A 17,043-nucleotide genomic window follows, 5' to 3' on the forward strand; every position below is an offset into this window, starting at 1 on the left:
ATGAATACATTCAGGAAATACTAATGAGAATGGCTTGCATTATCAAAGATAACGCCCAGCATGCCGGCGATTAATTGCAAAGGGATGTGTAAAGGAAGGATAAGAGGCGCGCCGGAGCCGGCGCGCCCAGGGGATCACATCAGGCCGTAGATCAGCGCCGACAGCGCAATCAAGCCCATCACCAGCACGAAGACGTTGCTCGCCGCGCGATATTGGCGCATGGCCGGCACCGCACGCACCGCGTACATCGGCAGGATGAACAGGATCGCCGCAATCAGCGGGCCGCTGATGGTTTCGATGATGTGCAGCGCGCTGGGGTTCCACACCGTCGCCGCCCAGGTGAGCAGGAACAGTGCCACCGCCGAGATGCGGTGCGTCATGCGCGAGCTGAGCGGCTTGCCGACCGCGCGCGTGACGCCATCGATCAGGCTGGTCGCCCCTTCCGTCACCCCCAGCGAGGTGCCGAGATAGGATTTAGCCATTGCCAGCATCGCCATCACCGGGCCGAGATAGGCGATCAGCGGGTTGGAGAACTTGTTGGCCAAGGTGGTCAGCACCGTGATGTTCTGATCTTTGGCCTGCTGCATGTCTTCATGGGACAGGCTCAGCACGCAGCTGAACACGAAGAACAGCACGGTAACGCAGATCAGCACATAGCTGTAGCGCATGATGCGCGCACAGCGGCGTTCCGCCTTGTCGCCATACAGGCTCTTCTGCGTCGAGGCGAAGGAGGAGATGATCGGTGCATGGCTGAAGGAGAACACCATCACCGGCACCGCCAGCCACAGCGAATGCCACAGCCCCGGCGTATCGAAGCGGGTGGCGGCCAGGCCATTAACGAAGTTGGCGGTATTCCAGCTCGGCATCAGGTACAGCGAAATGCCCATCAGGAACACCAGCAGCGGGAACACCAGCATGCCCATTGCCGCCACGATGCTGTCTTTGCCGCGCAGCAGCACCAGATTGAGCACCACCACCACCGCCAGGCTCAGCCAGATGCGCGGCAGCGGCGCCACATGGAACTGATGGATCAGGAAGCTGTCCAGCGCGTTAGTGATCGAAATGCTGTACACCAGCACGATCGGGAAGAACGCCATCAGATACAGCACCATGATGATTTTTCCGGCCAATACGCCGAAATGTTCCACCACCACATCGTGAATATTGCCGTCGCGGCTGGAGCCGGAAAGCACGAAGCGGCTGAGCGCGCGGTGCGGCAAATAGGTCAGCGGGAAAGCGAACAGCGCCATCAGCAGCAGCACCAGCGGGCCGTTCAAACCGGCGTTGATCGGCAAGAACAACGTGCCGGCGCCCACCGCGGTGGCATAAAGACCGAACATCCAGACGGTGTCGGTTTTGTTCCATTTGGCAGGCTGAGCGGCCGTCAGCGTGCCTGAATCGGGAGAAATCGTACTCATGAGACAGTCTACCTTAATCTGCGGCGCCAACGATTGCGCCTAACGGGATATCCTTCTCCGCGAATTTTTTAATAGTAATCAGTGAATTAAAGCGATATTTCATACTTACGCCTGATGAAAGGACGGCAAAGGATAATGAAAAATCCGCTGCGGGTCTATGTTTTATCGGCCGAACGAACGATTTGTGAACAGAAAATGCTGGAAAAAACGGCGCAGACAGAAAAAACTAAGGGCCCCTTGCGGAGCCCTTAAGCGGTTTACTTCTTCGCGTCCGGATGGTCCGGCACCTCGGCGCTGCCCATCTCCTTCTCGTCGCGGATCATCGAGCGGTCTTTACGCACGTCGGCCACGTCGGAGGCGCTCACCGGTTTGGCACTGTTGCCCCAGCTGGTGCGGATGAAGTTCACCACGTCCGCCACCTGCTGATCGTTCAGACGCCAGCCGAACGGCGGCATGGTGATGTTGGACACCGCCCCCTGCACCGCCGGCGTAGTGTTGCCGGTCAGCACGATGTGGATCAGCGAGGTCGCGTCCTCGGTCTGCACCACCGGGTTGCCCTTCAGCGACGGGAAGGCGCGCTTGTAGCCCACGCCGTCGGTGCGGTGGCAGGCCGCGCAGTTATCGACATACAGCGCCGCGCCGGGCTTGCTGTCGTCACCGCGCCACAGATCCTTGGCCACGCTGTCTTCGACCGGCGCCGCCTGCTGCTTGCCGTCTTTCGGCGGCAGCGATTTCAGGTAGCGTGCGATGGCGGTCAGATCGTCGTCGCTCAGGTATTGCAGGCTGTGCTCCACCACGTCGCTCATGCCGCCAAACACGATCGCCTTGTCGTTACGGCCGGTTTTCAGGAACTCGGTCAGCTCGGCTTCGCTCCAACTGCCCAGGCCATCCTTGCGGTCGCTGCGCAGGCTGGAAGCCACCCAGCCGTCGATCGGCGCGTTGCTGCCGGACAGGTAGTCGTCGCTTTCGCTGTTGCTCAGCGCTTTTTCCTGCATGGTGATGCTGCGCGGGGTATGGCAGGCACCGCAGTGGCCCAGGCCTTCCACCAGGTAGCGGCCGCGCTCAATCACCGGATCGGCCTTGGCGTCAGCCACGAAGTCCGCCGGCGACGGCGCGAACATGCCGCGCCAGATGCTCAGCGGCCAGCGCATCGACAGCGGCCACGGGATGTCGGAGTCCTTATTGGCCTGCTCCACCGGCTGCACGCCGTGCATGAAATAGGCATACATGGCCCGCATGTCGTCCTCTTTCACCAGCGCGAACGACGGGTACGGCATCGCCGGGTACAGGGTGCTGCCGTTTTTGGCTACGCCCTTACGCACCGCGTTGTCGAAATCCTCGAAGCTGTAATCGCCGATGCCGGTTTTCTTGTCCGGCGTGATGTTGGTGGAGTAGATGGTGCCGATCGGCGTCTCCATCGCCAGACCGCCGGCGAAGGTTTTGCCGCTCTTGCCGTCGGTGTGGCAAGCCACGCAGTCGCCGGCGCGCGCCAGGTATTCACCGCGCTTGATCAGCTCGCTGCTGACGGTGGCGTCCTGCGCCCAAACGGAAAAACTCACTGCACTGAGAACCAGTGCCGGTACAAATGCTTTCATCGTTCGCCGTCCTTATGCCTGCACCAATGGGCCTGGGTTTTTCAGATACTGCTCGCGAATGGCGCGGGCAGACCAGTAAGCCAATGCCGCCACGGTGCCGGTCGGGTTGTAGCCCAGCCCCTGCGGGAAGGCCGATGCGCCGATCGAGAACACGTTGTGCACGTCCCAGCTCTGCAGATAGCGGTTGACCGCGCTGGTCTTCGGATCCTCGCCCATTACCGCGCCGCCGTTCATGTGGGTGGTTTGGTAGCTGGTGGTGTCGAAGTGGCTGTTGGCGTTTTTCGGGCTGCCGGCGATCAGTTTCGGGTTCATCGCCTTGGCGATCGGCGCCATCTTGTCGTACATGAACTGCGCCATCTTGATGTCGTTTTCCTGCCAGTCGAACGTCATGCGCAGCAGCGGCTGGCCAAAGACGTTCTTGTAGTTGGGATCAAGATCCAGATAGTTGTTGCGGTACGACTGGTGCGCGCCGTGGGCGTCCATCGAAACGTGGTGGGTGTAGGCATCCGCCACCGCCGCTTTCCATTTGCTGCCCCAGGCCGGGGTGCCCGGCGGCGTCGGCAGGCCGGAGATCGGCTTGGTGCCCGCCTGGTTGACCCAGAACGGCGAACCGCCGACGAAGCCTTCTTTGGCGTGGTCGAAGTTATCGGCGTTGAAGTCGTCCACGCCCACGCCGTTGCCGCCGGCGCCGATGAACGGGTTGGTGAACACGTCTTTATCGAAGAACGCCTTGATGGTGGTCATGTTCTGGTAGGCGAAGTTGCGCCCGACCACGCCTTCGCCGGTCACCGGATCGTAAGGCTTGCCGATGCCGGACAGCAGCATCAGGTGCACGTTGTGGAACTGGAACGCGCCCAGGATCACCAGATCGGCCGGCTGTTCAATCTCGCGGCCCTGCGCATCGACGTAGTTCACGCCGGTGGCGCGGGATTTGTCGTCGGTCAGGTTGACCTTCAGCACGTTGGCGTTGGTGCGCAGCTCGAAACGTTTCTCCATGCGCAGCGCCGGCAAAATGTTGACGTTCGGCGAGGCCTTGGAATACATGTAGCAGGCGTAGCCGCTGCAGAAACCGCAGAAGTTGCACGGGCCCATCTGCGCGCCGTACGGGTTGGTGTAAGAGTCCGAGGTGTTGGCGGACGGCAGGTTGTAAGGGTGATAACCCACCTCCAGCGCCGCTTTCTCGAACAGCTGGGCGGAGTAGGTATTTTTCTGCGCCGGCAGCGGGAAGTCGCTGGAACGATCCGCCGCAAAGCGGTTGCCGCCCTTCTGCGCCACTTTCTGCCCTTTGATGGTCCAGGCGGTGCCGGAGGTGCCGAACACTTTCTCCGCTTTATCGAAGAACGGTTCCAGCTCGTCGTAGGTCACGCCGAAGTCCTGGATGGTCATGTCCTTCGGAATGAAGTTTTTGCCGTAGCGCTCTTCATAGTGGCTGCGCATGCGCAGTTCGATCGGATCGACGCGAAAATGCACGCCCGACCAGTGCAGGCCGGCACCGCCAACGCCGGTGCCCGGCAGGAACGCCGCCAGCTGGCGGTAAGGCACCGCGGTCTGGCTGCTGTTGTGGCGAATGGTGACGGTGCTTTTCGACAGATCCTGGAACAGTTTGCGGCGGATGTTATAGGTCAGCTCGTCGATCACCTGCGGATAAGAACCGTCCGGATAGGTGTCGCGCATCGGGCCACGCTCCAACGCCACCACGTTGAGGCCGGCCTCGGTCAGCTCTTTGGCCATGATCGCGCCCACCCAGCCGAAACCGACGATCACCGCATCTACTTTTTTCATTACCGTTGCCATGATCAGCCCCTCTCCCCACGAATCGAGACCGGCGGGAAGGGATAACGCTCCCCTCGCTCAACCCAGTCCATAAAATCGGCGCGCGCGCCCGGAAAATTAATCAGCTTCCAGCCCACCATGTCTTTGTTGCCGCCATGGATAGGATCGCTGAAGAAACCTTCGCGGGTGTTTTGCAACAGATAGGAGAAGAACAGTTTCGACGGCAGCTGCTGGAACTCCGCCTCGCCGGACTCGAACTTTTGCAGCATGGCGTCTTGCTGCGCGCCATCCAGTTCGGCGAAGGGCTTGCCGGCGGTTTTCTTGCTGTAGGCGTCGGCGTCACTGATGCCGAGGTTGTAGATTTGCTTGGGCACCAGCGGCAGCTGATAACCCATCTCCTTCGGCACATCGGGGTTGAATGGCCCCTGCATGTACCAGATGGAGCCGGTGGCGTATGGGGTATTCATCTGGCGATCGATAAACTCCGGTACGCCGGCTTCCAGTGCGCCAGGGCCGCGTTCGTCGGCCGGGATCAGGCGCGCGACGGCGGCCCTGATGAAGGCCCACTCTTCCGGGGTGAAAAAGGTCGGTTGGTAATCGTTCTGCGTTGAAGTGTTCGGGGCCGCGACCGCTGGTGCCGGTGCCGTCAGCGCGCCAACGCCACTGCCACCAATTACCGCCGCAGGAATTAAGGTCATCGATTTCAACAAGAAATCGCGCCGCGAATTGTTGGTTTTATGATTCGACATGTCACATTCCATCCAAAGATAGTCACAACTATTTAACCGCAACCTTGCGGTCGATACGGGTTTTTAAAATAATTTGTTACTTATTTGTCTATTTATTGAAGGTCAGAATGCGAGCAAATGCAAAAATGTTACCGGTAACTTATTGAATGAACGTAAAGATTTATCTGCTAACGTAAATTTAACTTTTTGTGCGGTTTTTCTGATAACCGGTGAGGAAATAACGAAAAATGAGAGGTGCGTCGTGCTCTTAAGCGGCGCCATAAACAAAATCGGCCGCGTTCAGCGGCCGATTCGACAAAAGAGAGGGTTACTGCGACATCGCCTGGTAGGCGGTGGTCACCTTCCACAAATAGCGCGGCGCCTGCGGTGCCGGGTGCTTTTTCTGGATGTGCTGATAAAACTCGTCCGGACTCATCTGATTGATGCGATTCACCGCCACACGCTTGTCCGAGGAGAAGGTGCGTAACATGGCACCCGCCCCGTTCACGTACGAAACGATGGTGGCATAACGCAGAGTCTGAGGGTTGTTGATCCCGGCTAGCTGCTGGCTTTGAAGAATATTGATATAGGCCGTTCCCAGATCAATATTGACCGCCGGATCTTTCAGCTCACGCGAGCTGGGTTGCCCGTTTCGTCCTTTCATGCGATAGGCGTCGCGGCCGGCGGTAGAAGCCTTAAGCTGCATCAATCCCACTGCGTTCGAGGTGCTGACCACGTTCGGGTTAAACCCGGACTCCACCTGAATAATCGCTTTAATCAGCGTTTCGTCAACGCCGTAGTTGCTGGCGGCCTGACGAATGTAATCGTTATAAGCAACCGGGGTGCCTGTGCGGTTTACCGGTGCCTGCGGAGGGGGTTTTAACCAACCGCCGCGCGTTGTGCCACTGCCTGAAATATTGCTTGCCGTTTGCGGGTCTTTGGCGCACCCCGACAAAAGCAAAATTGCCGTAAGGCAACCTATTTTTGTTTTCACAGAATCCCTCACTCCTTTCAATGAGTTGCGTAGCATATACAACTTGTAAGGACACCTGCAGTAATTTTTTGGGCTAATCTCAAGCTATCCATATACCAAGAGGTGATTTATGAGTCAATCTGCAACAAACTGCTTTGTGGTGACTTTTCGCTATCAGGAAGCGGGATTAACCGACCTGGCGAAGCTGACCGGGCAATTGACGCGCGAAGGTTTTGTCACGTCGGTGACAGACGAAAATGGCGTTCACCATGAGCTCGGCAGCAACAGTTTCGCGTTCATAACCGTGCTGGATCAAGAGGATGTACTGCGCCTGGCGCAGGGGTTCGGGCAGTTGGCATTGGGAAAACAGCCGGAGGTGACGATATGCACCTGTGAGGACTACCTTCAGCGGTTACATACTGATACATAAAATGCTATAACTCCCCGGACGGTATTATTTTTTCAGTTGGAGAAATACCCCGCCGGCGGTGGGCAAGTGACGCTTGACTTCGCCTCAATTGATATTGATAATCATTTTCATTTGAACCAGGAGACGTCATCATGCCATTGATAAGTTGCGCTTTTCGTCGCAGTCGCCCTTCCCGCGCTGCCGCACTGTTACGCCCTTTTACGCTCGCCTGCCTGCTGCTCGGCGCCGCCTTGGTCAGTCAAAACGCGCTGGCGGAAAAAAAGCTGCGCGTGGTGACAACCTTTACCATCATTCAGGACATTGCCCAGAACGTGGCCGGTGACGCCGCCGTGGTGGAATCCATCACCAAGCCGGGTGCCGAGATCCACGACTATCAACCGACCCCGCGCGACATCGTCAAAGCGCAGCACGCCGACCTGATCCTGTGGAACGGCATGAACCTGGAACGCTGGTTCCAGCGCTTCTTCGAAAACATCAAACAGGTGCCGGCGGCGGTCGTGACCGAAGGCATCACCCCGCTGCCGATCCGCGAAGGGCCGTATAACGGCAACCCGAACCCGCATGCCTGGATGTCGCCAAGCAACGCGCTGGTGTACATCGAGAACATTCGCAAAGCCCTGGTGGAGCACGATCCGGCACATGCGGAAACCTATAACCGCAACGCCAAAGCCTACGCAGAGAAAATCGGCGCACTGGACGCCCCACTGCGCGAACGCCTGGCGCGCATTCCGACCGCACAGCGTTGGCTGGTGACCAGCGAAGGCGCTTTCAGCTACCTGGCGCAGGACTATCAGCTGAAAGAAGTCTATCTGTGGCCGATCAACGCCGATGAGCAAGGTTCGCCGCAGCAGGTGCGCCGGGTAATCGACGCGGTGCGCGCCCACCATATTCCGGTGGTGTTCAGCGAGAGCACCATTTCCGACAAGCCGGCCAAGCAGGTAGCGAAAGAAACCGGCGCCAAATACGGCGGCGTGCTGTACGTGGATTCGCTGTCCACCCGCGACGGCCCAGTGCCGACCTATATCGACCTGCTTAACACCACCGTGCAAACCATCGCCAAAGGATTCGATCAATGACCCATGAACCGTTTGTCCGCCCTGAATTGAACGTGGACGACGTCACCGTGACCTACAACAACGGACACACCGCCATTCACAACGCCAGCTTTACCCTGAGCGGCGGTTCGATCTGCGCACTGGTCGGCGTCAACGGCAGCGGTAAATCGACGTTGTTCAAAAGCATCATGGGCCTGGTCAGGCCCACCAGCGGCCGGGTGTCGCTCATCGACAAACCGGTAGCGGACGCGCTGAAAAAGAACCTGATCGCCTACGTGCCACAGACCGAGGACGTCGACTGGAACTTCCCGGTGCTGGTGGAAGACGTGGTGATGATGGGCCGCTACGGCAAGATGAATTTCCTGCGCATTCCGTCGCGAGAGGACCGGTTGCGGGTTGACAAGGCGCTGGAGCGGGTCGGCCTCAGCGAGCTGCGCGGTCGGCAGATCGGCGAGCTGTCCGGCGGCCAGAAAAAGCGCGTGTTTCTGGCGCGCGCGCTGGCGCAACAGGGCACCGTGCTGCTGCTGGATGAACCGTTCACCGGCGTGGATGTGAAAACCGAGAATGCCATTATCGAGCTGCTGCGCGCATTGCGCGACGAGGGGCATCTGATCCTGGTCTCCACCCACAACCTCGGCAGCGTGCCGGAGTTTTGCGATCGGGTGATCCTCATCAACCGCACGGTGCTGGCCGCCGGCCCAACCGAAACCACCTTCACGCAGAGCAACCTGGAGCAGGCATTCGGCGGCGTGCTGCGCCATATCAACCTCTCAGGCCCGGACCTGCACGACGACAACGATCCGCGCACCGTTACGGTGTTGACCGACGATGAGCGCCCGGCGGTGTTCTACGGCCACACCAAGAGCGATCCGCCGGCCAACAGCCAGGCCAGGGAGAAACAATCCTGATGCTGGACCTTCTGCTGCAACCTTTCAGTTATAACTACATGGTGAAAGCCATCTGGGTCAGCGCCATCGTCGGCGCCGCCTGCGCGTTCCTGTCCGCCTATCTGATGCTGAAGGGATGGTCGTTGATGGGCGATGCGCTGTCGCACTCGGTGGTGCCCGGCGTGGCCGGCGCCTACGCCCTCGGCCTGCCCTACGCCGCCGGCGCCTTCTTTACCGGCATGCTGGCGGCGCTGGCGATGACGCTGGTGCGCCACATCACCCGGCTGCGCGAAGACGCCATCATCGGCTTCATCTTCTCCACCTTCTTCGCCGTCGGTCTGCTGATCGTGTCGCTCAACCCTACCTCGGTCAACGTACAGTCGATCATCTTCGGCAATATCCTTGGCATCGCCGACGAAGACGTGCTGCAGGTAGAAATCATCATCGGCGTTTCGCTGCTGATCCTGTGCCTGGTGTGGAAAGACCTGCTGGCGGTGTTCTTCGACGAAAGCCACGCGGTCTCGATCGGCCTGTCACCGCTGAAGCTGAAGATCCTGTTCTTCACCCTGCTCAGCGCCTGCACCGTCGCCGCGCTGCAAACCGTCGGCGCCATTTTGGTGATCGCCATGGTGATCACGCCGGGCGCCACCGCCTACCTGCTGACCGACCGCTTCAGCCGGCTGGTGATCATCGCCATCATCATCGGCGCATTGACCAGCGGCATCGGCGCCTACCTGAGTTTCTTCCTCGACGGCGCCACCGGGGGCGTTATCGTCACCCTGCAAACGCTGGTGTTCCTGGCGGCGTTCTTCTTCGCGCCGAAACACGGCCTGCTGGCGTCCCGGCGTCGTGTGGCACAGTCGCAAACCGGAGGTCGCTGATGGACACCCTGTATCAACTGCTGAGCGAACCCTTCGCCTACCCGTTCATGCAGCGGGCGATCGTCGCTGCCATCGTCACCGGCGTAGTGTGCGCCGTGCTCTCCTGCTATCTGGTGCTCAAAGGCTGGTCGCTGATGGGTGACGCCATCTCGCACGCGGTGCTGCCCGGCATCGTGGTGGCGTTCGTGGTCGGCATCCCGCTGGCGATCGGCGCCTTCCTCTCCGGCATCTTTTGCGCGGTAGCCACCGGCTACCTGAAAGAGAACAGTCGGGTGAAAGAAGACACGGTGATGGGCATCGTTTTCTCCGGCATGTTCGCCTTCGGCCTGGTGCTGTTCTCGCGCATCGATACCGACCAGCACCTGAGCCACATTCTGTTCGGCAACATGCTGGGCATCACCGACGGTGAGCTGAAGCAAACCCTGCTGATCGCCGGCATCACCCTGGCGGTGGTGTTACTCAAGCGCAAAGACTTCATGCTGTACTGTTTCGATCCGCACCATGCCCGGGTGATTGGCCTGCCGGTCAAGCTGCTGCACTACGGGCTGCTGTGCCTGCTGGCGATGACCATCGTCGCCTCGCTGCAAGCCGTGGGGGTGATTTTGGTGATTGCCATGCTGATCGCCCCCGGCATCATCGCCTTTATGCTGTGCCGCCGGTTTGATCGCATGCTGATGGTGGCGACGGTGGTGTCGGTGTTCTCTTGCGTGCTCGGCACCCTGATCAGCTTCCACATCGACGGCGCCACCGGGCCCTGTATCGTCATCGTGCAGGCCGTGCTGTTCGTTGTCGCCTTGTTGTACAGCAAGCTGCGCCCGTTACAGGGTAACCAAAACGCCCCGATGGGCAGTTAAACGCCCCTCTGATGCGGCGGTGTGCCCCGCCGCATCCTATTCCTCCGCTGGCTTATTCGTTGTCATCAAGTTGCAATCGGTATTACGCTTAAATTAATCAATAGGGTATATACTTTGAGCTGGCGAGGCGCTGAAAAAATCGCCGCCTTTGACGCCGGCTGTGCGCCGCGTCGTGTTTTCACCACGGGAAAGACGCTAACCTAATGAATTATCAGGCAGCACAGAGGGGGAAATACCATGTGGCAAGCCGTTAGCCGTCTGTTAAGTGAACATCTTGGCAGCGCAGAGATACGCGAAAGGATTGAACTGCCCGGGGGCGACATTCACCCGGCGTGGCGCGTGAGTTACGGTGACAACGAGGTGTTCGTGAAATGCGACGCCCGTGAACAACTGCCGATATTCACCGCCGAGGCCGATCAGCTGGCGTTGCTGGCGCGCAGCAAAAGCGTGCGGGTGCCGGAAGTGTACGGCGTCGGCAGTGATCGCGACTACAGCTTCCTGCTGCTGGAGTATCAGCAGTTGAAACCCCTCGACGCCCACGGCGCCTACTGTCTGGGCCAGCAGTTGGCGCACCTGCATCAGTGGAGCGAGCAACCGCAGTTCGGTCTCGACTTCGACAGCGATCTGACCACTACTCCGCAACCCAACGCCTGGCAGCGCCGCTGGTCGGAATTTTTCGCCGAACAGCGCATCGGCTGGCAGCTGCAGCTGGCGGCGGAAAAAGGCATGACCTTCGGCGACATCGACGACATCGTCGATCGGGTGTATCTGCGCTTGCAGCACCACCAGCCGCAGCCTTCCCTGCTGCACGGCAACCTGTGGCCGGGCAACTGCGCGATGACCGCCAACGGGCCGATACTGTTCGATCCGGCCAGCTACTGGGGCGACAGAGAGTGCGATTTGGCGATGCTGCCGCTGTATCCGGAGCTGCCGCCGCAGATCTACGACGGCTATCAGAGCGTGTGGCCGCTGGGGGCCGGATTTATCGAACGCCAGCCGCTGTATCAGCTGTACTACCTGCTCAACCGCAGCAATCTGTTCGGCGGCCAGCATTTGGTGGCTGCCCAACGCGCGGTGGAGGCGCTGCTGCAGCCCGAAGCGTCATAACGTTCCGGGGCGCCGAGCGGCGCCCCGTTCATGGTTCAGGCCGCGCCGGCCAACTGCCCCAACAGGCGGATCACGAACCAGGCGATCACCGCAATCACGATAGGCAGGATGTACAGCGGGAAGTATTGCAGGAAGATGGTGTGGTGCGGCAGCGTAATGCGCTCCTCAAGCTGTTGGCGCGTGTGCCCTTCGCTGCCCTTGGCCTGCTCCAGGATCATCTGGTCTTCCAACCCTTCGCGGATGAACTTGACCTGACGCGACATGCGCGCGCCGGAGGCCTGCAGCGCCAGCCCGACGAAGATCAGAATATAGATGATGATGAACATCAGATTGGCGCCGCTGAACAGGCTTTTATCCACGTCAGGCACCGGTGAGTTGTACCAGAAAAGGTTCAGGAACGGCGTGTTGAAACGCACCATGTCCACCATCACGTGGACAAAATCCAGCATCACTGCGTTGATGCCCTTGGTTTTTTCACTGTGCTGATAGATAAAGCCCAGCACGGAAATCAGCGTCGACAGCAACGCCGGGATAAAAACCACCCATCCGAGAATGCGTTTCAAAATGGCGAGACGCCCGGCCTGTTGATACGTCATGTGTTCCCCTTGTTAGCGACGTAACCGAATCGGCTAAGTCTACCTGCTGTTGGCGAAACTCGCCCACCGTTTTCTTCACTCCCTCTGTGCTACAAGCTTAGCCGAATTCGTCGAAATCAAAAACTTAACGGCGCCGGCACACTATCATTGAAGGGGTAACGTTATCCATTCGGACAGAGGCCGCCATGATTCGACTGATTATCTTATTGCTGGGCGCCCAGGCGCTGCACGGCCAGCGCCGCCTGCTGGTGCTGTTCGGTTGGCTGTGGATAGCCGCAGGGGCGCTGATGTTGTTCGACATACTGCAGGATGGCCGGTCGGTGCTGGCGCTGGATGCGCTGGCGGTCATCCTGGCGCTGGAGGGGCTGGTGGCGATATCCGCTGCGCTGGTGATCGGCTCTTCGGCCAGCAGGCCGGTGTTGCTGAAGGGATTGGGTTTCGTGTTTATGGCCTTTTTAATGCTGGACGTGCCCGCAGACGATAACATCGTCGCCACCGTGGTGTTTGGCAGCGCGCTGCTGCTTGACGGCGCCGTGCGCATCGCCTCCTCCACGGTGATTCAACACAGTCGATGGAAAGGCGTGGCGCTGGCGGGCGGCGGCGAGATCCTGCTTTCGTTGATGATTTTTGTCGGCTGGCCGGCGCCGCATCGGATGACGGTGCCCTTTTGCCTCGGCGTGATGATGGTGCTTTCCGGCTGGGCCTTATTGCGTATCGCCCGGAGACTGACAAGCTTCTCTCTGAATCAGCACCCCGCGCGGCAGCCACCGCACCCGGAGGATGAGACTGCGCCACTCACGGTGTACGTCTGGACACCGATTGGTGCGGCTAAAGATCCGCGCCGGCGTTACATCGTCGACCGATACATCGCGGCGGTCGACGGCGGCGGCAATATCTCCACCGGTCATGCCGCCCTGGCGCTCGCGCCGGATGTGTATATCAGTCACTACCCGCTCAACGACATCAGCCATTCCGTTCAGGATTTCCGCCAGTTGTTGCATGCCGGCGAGCAGAACAACGTCGACGGGCGTTTCCTGCCCGACCTGCCGGGTGAGATCGCCGCCTGGTGCCCACCGGACAAGAAAATTCAATTCTACCGCTATAACCCGGCGGCGCTGCGCGCATTCTGGCTGCGTTATCGGCAAGACGCCACCTACAATCTGACCCGACGCAACTGTTCCACCACGGTCATCGGCGCGCTCGACAGCGCGTTGGAAGGCGTACTGGGCGATAAACACCTGTGGCGCCGCTTTCTGTTGCTGGTGCTGGATCCCAATCTGTGGATGCTGGCGGTACTGCGCAGCCGCGGCGAAAGCATGGCCTGGACGCCGGGTTTGGTGCTGGACTACGCACGCATGTTGCAACAGGTCACCGAGCGTCAACATCAGCGCTGGTGGCTAAAATTGCGCGAGGCGTGGAATATCCTGCGTTTTGGCAAAAGCCAAACGCGCAGGCAAAGGTTTTAGTCTCGTCACAGGCGATGATAAAGTGTCGGGCACATTCACCCGCGCCGGCAGGAGTTAACCGTTAATGGCTTATTCGCAACGCATTGAAACCGCAATTTTTGATATGGACGGCTTGTTGATCGACTCGGAACCGCTATGGCTGCAGGCCGAGCTGGATATCTTCGGCGCGCTGGGTTTGGATCTGTCCGACCGTCACAAGCTGCCGGATACGCTGGGGTTGCGCATCGATCTGGTGGTGAAGATGTGGTACCAGGCGATGCCGTGGCAAGGGGTTTCGCTCGATGAGGTGTCGGCGCGGATTATCGAGCGCGCCATCGAGCTGGTGCACGAGACGCGCCCGCTGCTGCCGGGCGTTCAGCAGGCGCTGGAGCTGTGCCGCAGCCAGGGGCTGAACGTTGGCCTCGCCTCCGCCTCGCCGCTGCACATGCAACAGCAGGTGCTGAAGATGTTCGATCTTGAAGGTTACTTCGATCAGCTGGTTTCCGCCGAATACCTGCCGTACAGCAAACCACACCCTGAGGTCTACCTGATCGCCGCCGAGCGCCTGGGCAGCGATCCGCTGCGCTGCATCACGCTGGAAGACTCCTTTAACGGCATGATCGCCACCAAGGCCGCACGCATGCGTTCCATCGTCATCCCGGCGGCCGAATACCGTCACGATCCGCGCTGGGCGCTGGCGGACCACAAGCTGGAGACCCTGGAACAGCTCACTCCCGCCCACTTTGCCTGACCTGCGGCGCCGGCCATCGGCGCCCTGGCTTTCCGCTCTGCGCCATAAAAGGGATCCGTGCCGCAAAACAAACGAAACATCGTTTCATTATTATTGAATCGGCATGCTGTTGTTATTATGCTGGGTGGCAGGGAAAGCGACGGCCCACGGCGCGTTGTCACTGCCACGCAGCGCGGTTCAAGGCCGCCGCTTCCTCCCGCCACACGCCAAGCCACCGTCTTTTTTCTCATCTTCATGCATCGCCCATCGCCCGCTTTTTGTTCTCGCCAGTCAAAATCGATGATTTGTTACGCAGCACCGTAACAAGCCGTTGTAAAACAGGGAAAAATAAACAATTGGTTACAGGGTAACTGCTTCCACTACTGGGAATTTTCCCATATACTGGATAAATTAACAGTTTACCAGCCGGAATCGCAACAGCATGACCGCGGAAGGACATCTCATTTTCTCTGTCGCTTGCGCGATCTTCGCCAAGAAGGCGGAAGTGACGCCAGAGCTGGCTACCGGCGACTGGTGGCACATCATACCCGCCGCGCTGCTCACCTCGCTGCTGCCGGACATCGATCACCCCAAGTCGGTACTGGGCCAGCGCCTGCGCTGGATCGCCCTGCCCATCGCCCGCGCCTTCGGCCACCGCGGTTTCACCCACAGCCTGCTGGCGATCGCCGGCGGCATGGCGCTGTTTCAGCTGGACGTGCCGCGTAGCTGGCCGATCCCGGCCGACGCGCTGCACGCCATGATCATCGGTTACTTCAGCCATCTGCTGGCCGACATGCTCACGCCCGCCGGCGTGCCGCTGCTGTGGCCGTGCCGCTGGCGTTTTCGCCTGCCCCTGCTCAACTCGCAAAAAGGCAACCAGCTGGAGCGCGTACTGTGTCTGTGCCTGGTGGCGTTTGCCATCTGCTGGCAAGGCGATTTCACCCTGCCGGTGCAATCCTATGTCGAGCAAATCAGAAATATCAGACTCTGATCACAAAAATACGCCCAACCCATCATCTTGATGTATATAAAACAAACAAAAACACACAAAAAGCTATATCAAATTCCATTTGGATATAAGTAGGCCACTCAGCAAACTGTTACGATATTTACATCGCGACATACGTGATGCGTAGTCGTTTTTATAAGAAAGATTATTGGAGACATTGGGGATGAATCTTCCGCTCGTGATTAACGTGCTGGTGTTTGTCGCGCTTCTTTTGCTGCTGGCGCAAACCCGCCACAAGCAATGGAGCCTGGCGAAAAAAGTGCTGGTCGGCCTGGTGGTCGGCGTAGTATTCGGTCTGGGCCTGCAGCTGGTGTACGGCGCCGACAACCCGGTACTGAAAGAATCCATCAGCTGGTTCAACATCGTCGGCAACGGCTATGTGCAACTGCTGCAAATGATCGTCATGCCGCTGGTGTTCGCCTCAATCCTGAGCGCGGTCGCCAAACTGCATAACGCCTCTTCTCTGGGCAAAATCAGCGTCCTGACTATCGGCACGCTGCTGTTCACCACGCTGATCTCGGCGCTGGTGGGCGTGCTGGTCACCAACCTGTTCGGCCTGACCGCCGAAGGCCTGGTGCAGGGCGCGCAGGAAAGCGCGCGCCTGACGGCGATCCAGACCAATTACGTGGGTAAACTGGCCGATCTGACCGTGCCGCAGATGGTGCTGTCGTTCATCCCGAAAAACCCGTTCGCCGATCTGACCGGCGCCAGCCCGACGTCGATCATTAGCGTGGTGATTTTCGCCACCTTCCTCGGCGTGGCGTCGCTGCAGCTGCTGAAAGACGACAAGCCGAAAGGCGAGCGCGTGCTGGTGGCTATCGACACCCTGCAGGCCTGGGTGATGAAGCTGGTGCGTCTGGTCATGAAGCTGACGCCGTACGGCGTGCTGGCGCTGATGACCAAAGTGGTCGCCGGTTCCAACATTCACGACATCGTCAAGCTCGGCAGCTTCGTGGTGGCCTCGTACATCGGCCTGGCCATCATGTTCGTGGTGCACGCTGTGCTGCTGGCCTTCACCGGCGTTAACCCGATGAAGTTCTTCCGCAAGGTGTGGCCGGTGATCACCTTCGCCTTCACCAGCCGCTCCAGCGCCGCCAGCATTCCATTGAACGTGGAAGCGCAGACCCGTCGTCTGGGCGTGCCGGAATCCATCGCCAGCTTCTCGGCGTCGTTCGGCGCCACCATCGGCCAGAACGGCTGTGCGGGTCTCTACCCGGCAATGCTGGCGGTAATGGTTGCGCCGACCGTCGGCATCAACCCGCTGGATCCGGTGTGGATCGCCACCCTGGTTGGCATCGTCACCCTCAGCTCCGCCGGTGTGGCGGGCGTGGGCGGCGGCGCCACCTTCGCCGCGCTGATCGTACTGCCGGCGATGGGCCTGCCGGTGACGCTGGTCGCGCTGCTGATCTCGGTCGAACCACTAATCGACATGGGCCGTACCGCGCTAAACGTCAACGGCTCCATGGCGGCAGGCACCATCACCAGCCAGCTGATGAAGCAAACCGACAAAGCCGTGATGGACAGCGAAGACGAAGTCGAATTGGCTCACAGCTAACGCCCTC

General features: G+C 59.6%; 16 protein-coding genes. 10 read left to right on the top strand and 6 right to left on the bottom strand.

Annotation, left to right across the window (positions count from 1 at the left end; translation table 11 throughout):
• Window positions 1–134: 134 nt before the first annotated feature.
• The 5 genes from ACJ8HA_RS07080 to ACJ8HA_RS07100 all read right to left on the bottom strand — a co-directional run bounded on the left by ACJ8HA_RS07080 (window position 135) and on the right by ACJ8HA_RS07100 (window position 6,508).
• Window positions 135–1,418: a serine/threonine protein kinase gene (locus ACJ8HA_RS07080; protein WP_033642871.1), complete on the bottom strand. Its 1,284-nt coding sequence runs from the start codon at window positions 1,416–1,418 to the stop codon at window positions 135–137.
• 257 nt (window positions 1,419–1,675) lie between these two features.
• A complete protein-coding gene (locus ACJ8HA_RS07085) occupies window positions 1,676–3,013 on the bottom strand; it encodes a c-type cytochrome (protein ID WP_043143369.1) in 1,338 nt (445 codons plus the stop codon).
• Between the two features lie 12 nt (window positions 3,014–3,025).
• Window positions 3,026–4,807 (bottom strand): GMC family oxidoreductase, encoded by a 1,782-nt coding sequence (locus tag ACJ8HA_RS07090; RefSeq protein WP_025302609.1) that lies wholly within the window; start codon window positions 4,805–4,807, stop codon window positions 3,026–3,028.
• A gap of 2 nt (window positions 4,808–4,809) precedes the next feature.
• Window positions 4,810–5,535 (bottom strand): gluconate 2-dehydrogenase subunit 3 family protein, encoded by a 726-nt coding sequence (locus tag ACJ8HA_RS07095; RefSeq protein ID WP_025302608.1) that lies wholly within the window; start codon window positions 5,533–5,535, stop codon window positions 4,810–4,812.
• Between the two features lie 307 nt (window positions 5,536–5,842).
• Entirely contained in the window at window positions 5,843–6,508 is a 666-nt protein-coding gene (locus ACJ8HA_RS07100; protein WP_025302607.1) for a transglycosylase SLT domain-containing protein, read from the bottom strand.
• 109 nt (window positions 6,509–6,617) lie between these two features.
• Here ACJ8HA_RS07100 and ghoS point away from each other — a divergent pair, with 109 nt between their 5' ends.
• The 6 genes from ghoS to ACJ8HA_RS07130 all read left to right on the top strand — a co-directional run bounded on the left by ghoS (window position 6,618) and on the right by ACJ8HA_RS07130 (window position 11,701).
• Window positions 6,618–6,917: a type V toxin-antitoxin system endoribonuclease antitoxin GhoS gene (gene ghoS, locus ACJ8HA_RS07105; protein WP_099817357.1), complete on the top strand. Its 300-nt coding sequence runs from the start codon at window positions 6,618–6,620 to the stop codon at window positions 6,915–6,917.
• Window positions 6,918–7,048: 131 nt separating this feature from the next.
• A complete protein-coding gene (locus tag ACJ8HA_RS07110) occupies window positions 7,049–7,993 on the top strand; it encodes a metal ABC transporter substrate-binding protein (protein ID WP_099817356.1) in 945 nt (314 codons plus the stop codon).
• Window positions 7,990–8,880, top strand: a complete 891-nt coding sequence (locus ACJ8HA_RS07115; RefSeq protein ID WP_442515272.1) for a manganese/iron ABC transporter ATP-binding protein — start codon at window positions 7,990–7,992, stop codon at window positions 8,878–8,880. The genes ACJ8HA_RS07110 and ACJ8HA_RS07115 overlap by 4 nt, the downstream gene beginning before the upstream one ends.
• A complete protein-coding gene (gene yfeC / locus ACJ8HA_RS07120) occupies window positions 8,880–9,740 on the top strand; it encodes an iron/manganese ABC transporter permease subunit YfeC (RefSeq protein WP_141969173.1) in 861 nt (286 codons plus the stop codon). Before ACJ8HA_RS07115 ends, yfeC begins: the two co-directional genes overlap by 1 nt.
• Window positions 9,740–10,594: a metal ABC transporter permease gene (locus tag ACJ8HA_RS07125; protein ID WP_025302603.1), complete on the top strand. Its 855-nt coding sequence runs from the start codon at window positions 9,740–9,742 to the stop codon at window positions 10,592–10,594. Before yfeC ends, ACJ8HA_RS07125 begins: the two co-directional genes overlap by 1 nt.
• 237 nt (window positions 10,595–10,831) lie before the next feature.
• Complete coding sequence (locus tag ACJ8HA_RS07130) at window positions 10,832–11,701, top strand: fructosamine kinase family protein (protein WP_033642864.1); 870 nt, start codon at window positions 10,832–10,834, stop codon at window positions 11,699–11,701.
• A 35-nt stretch (window positions 11,702–11,736) separates the two neighbouring features.
• Here ACJ8HA_RS07130 and ACJ8HA_RS07135 read toward each other — a convergent pair whose 3' ends face one another.
• A complete protein-coding gene (locus tag ACJ8HA_RS07135) occupies window positions 11,737–12,297 on the bottom strand; it encodes a YniB family protein (RefSeq protein WP_025302601.1) in 561 nt (186 codons plus the stop codon).
• 185 nt (window positions 12,298–12,482) lie between these two features.
• On the opposite strand from ACJ8HA_RS07135, the gene ACJ8HA_RS07140 reads away from it, so the two are divergent.
• The 4 genes from ACJ8HA_RS07140 (at window position 12,483) to ACJ8HA_RS07155 (ending at window position 17,036) form a co-directional block, all read left to right on the top strand.
• Entirely contained in the window at window positions 12,483–13,763 is a 1,281-nt protein-coding gene (locus ACJ8HA_RS07140) for an HdeD family acid-resistance protein (RefSeq protein WP_421087796.1), read from the top strand.
• A 64-nt stretch (window positions 13,764–13,827) separates the two neighbouring features.
• Entirely contained in the window at window positions 13,828–14,493 is a 666-nt protein-coding gene (hxpB, locus tag ACJ8HA_RS07145) for a hexitol phosphatase HxpB (RefSeq protein ID WP_442515273.1), read from the top strand.
• Window positions 14,494–14,914: 421 nt separating this feature from the next.
• A complete protein-coding gene (locus ACJ8HA_RS07150) occupies window positions 14,915–15,463 on the top strand; it encodes a metal-dependent hydrolase (RefSeq protein WP_004931456.1) in 549 nt (182 codons plus the stop codon).
• 181 nt (window positions 15,464–15,644) lie between these two features.
• Window positions 15,645–17,036, top strand: coding sequence for an L-cystine transporter (locus ACJ8HA_RS07155; protein WP_025302598.1), 1,392 nt, complete (start codon window positions 15,645–15,647; stop codon window positions 17,034–17,036).
• Window positions 17,037–17,043 lie beyond the last annotated feature (7 nt).

This window comes from Serratia sp. CY33802, assembly GCF_052169095.1.
Taxonomy (GTDB): domain Bacteria; phylum Pseudomonadota; class Gammaproteobacteria; order Enterobacterales; family Enterobacteriaceae; genus Serratia; species Serratia bockelmannii.

Coding starts and splice junctions, on each gene's coding strand:
- ACJ8HA_RS07110 (WP_099817356.1), top strand. CDS start 7,049: ATGCCATTGATAAGTTGCGCTTTTCGTCGCAGTCGCCCTTCCCGCGCT.
- ACJ8HA_RS07155 (WP_025302598.1), top strand. CDS start 15,645: ATGAATCTTCCGCTCGTGATTAACGTGCTGGTGTTTGTCGCGCTTCTT.
- ACJ8HA_RS07095 (WP_025302608.1), bottom strand. CDS start 5,535: ATGTCGAATCATAAAACCAACAATTCGCGGCGCGATTTCTTGTTGAAA.
- yfeC (WP_141969173.1), top strand. CDS start 8,880: ATGCTGGACCTTCTGCTGCAACCTTTCAGTTATAACTACATGGTGAAA.
- ACJ8HA_RS07150 (WP_004931456.1), top strand. CDS start 14,915: ATGACCGCGGAAGGACATCTCATTTTCTCTGTCGCTTGCGCGATCTTC.
- hxpB (WP_442515273.1), top strand. CDS start 13,828: ATGGCTTATTCGCAACGCATTGAAACCGCAATTTTTGATATGGACGGC.
- ACJ8HA_RS07140 (WP_421087796.1), top strand. CDS start 12,483: ATGATTCGACTGATTATCTTATTGCTGGGCGCCCAGGCGCTGCACGGC.
- ACJ8HA_RS07125 (WP_025302603.1), top strand. CDS start 9,740: ATGGACACCCTGTATCAACTGCTGAGCGAACCCTTCGCCTACCCGTTC.
- ACJ8HA_RS07085 (WP_043143369.1), bottom strand. CDS start 3,013: ATGAAAGCATTTGTACCGGCACTGGTTCTCAGTGCAGTGAGTTTTTCC.
- ghoS (WP_099817357.1), top strand. CDS start 6,618: ATGAGTCAATCTGCAACAAACTGCTTTGTGGTGACTTTTCGCTATCAG.
- ACJ8HA_RS07130 (WP_033642864.1), top strand. CDS start 10,832: ATGTGGCAAGCCGTTAGCCGTCTGTTAAGTGAACATCTTGGCAGCGCA.
- ACJ8HA_RS07135 (WP_025302601.1), bottom strand. CDS start 12,297: ATGACGTATCAACAGGCCGGGCGTCTCGCCATTTTGAAACGCATTCTC.
- ACJ8HA_RS07080 (WP_033642871.1), bottom strand. CDS start 1,418: ATGAGTACGATTTCTCCCGATTCAGGCACGCTGACGGCCGCTCAGCCT.
- ACJ8HA_RS07090 (WP_025302609.1), bottom strand. CDS start 4,807: ATGGCAACGGTAATGAAAAAAGTAGATGCGGTGATCGTCGGTTTCGGC.
- ACJ8HA_RS07115 (WP_442515272.1), top strand. CDS start 7,990: ATGACCCATGAACCGTTTGTCCGCCCTGAATTGAACGTGGACGACGTC.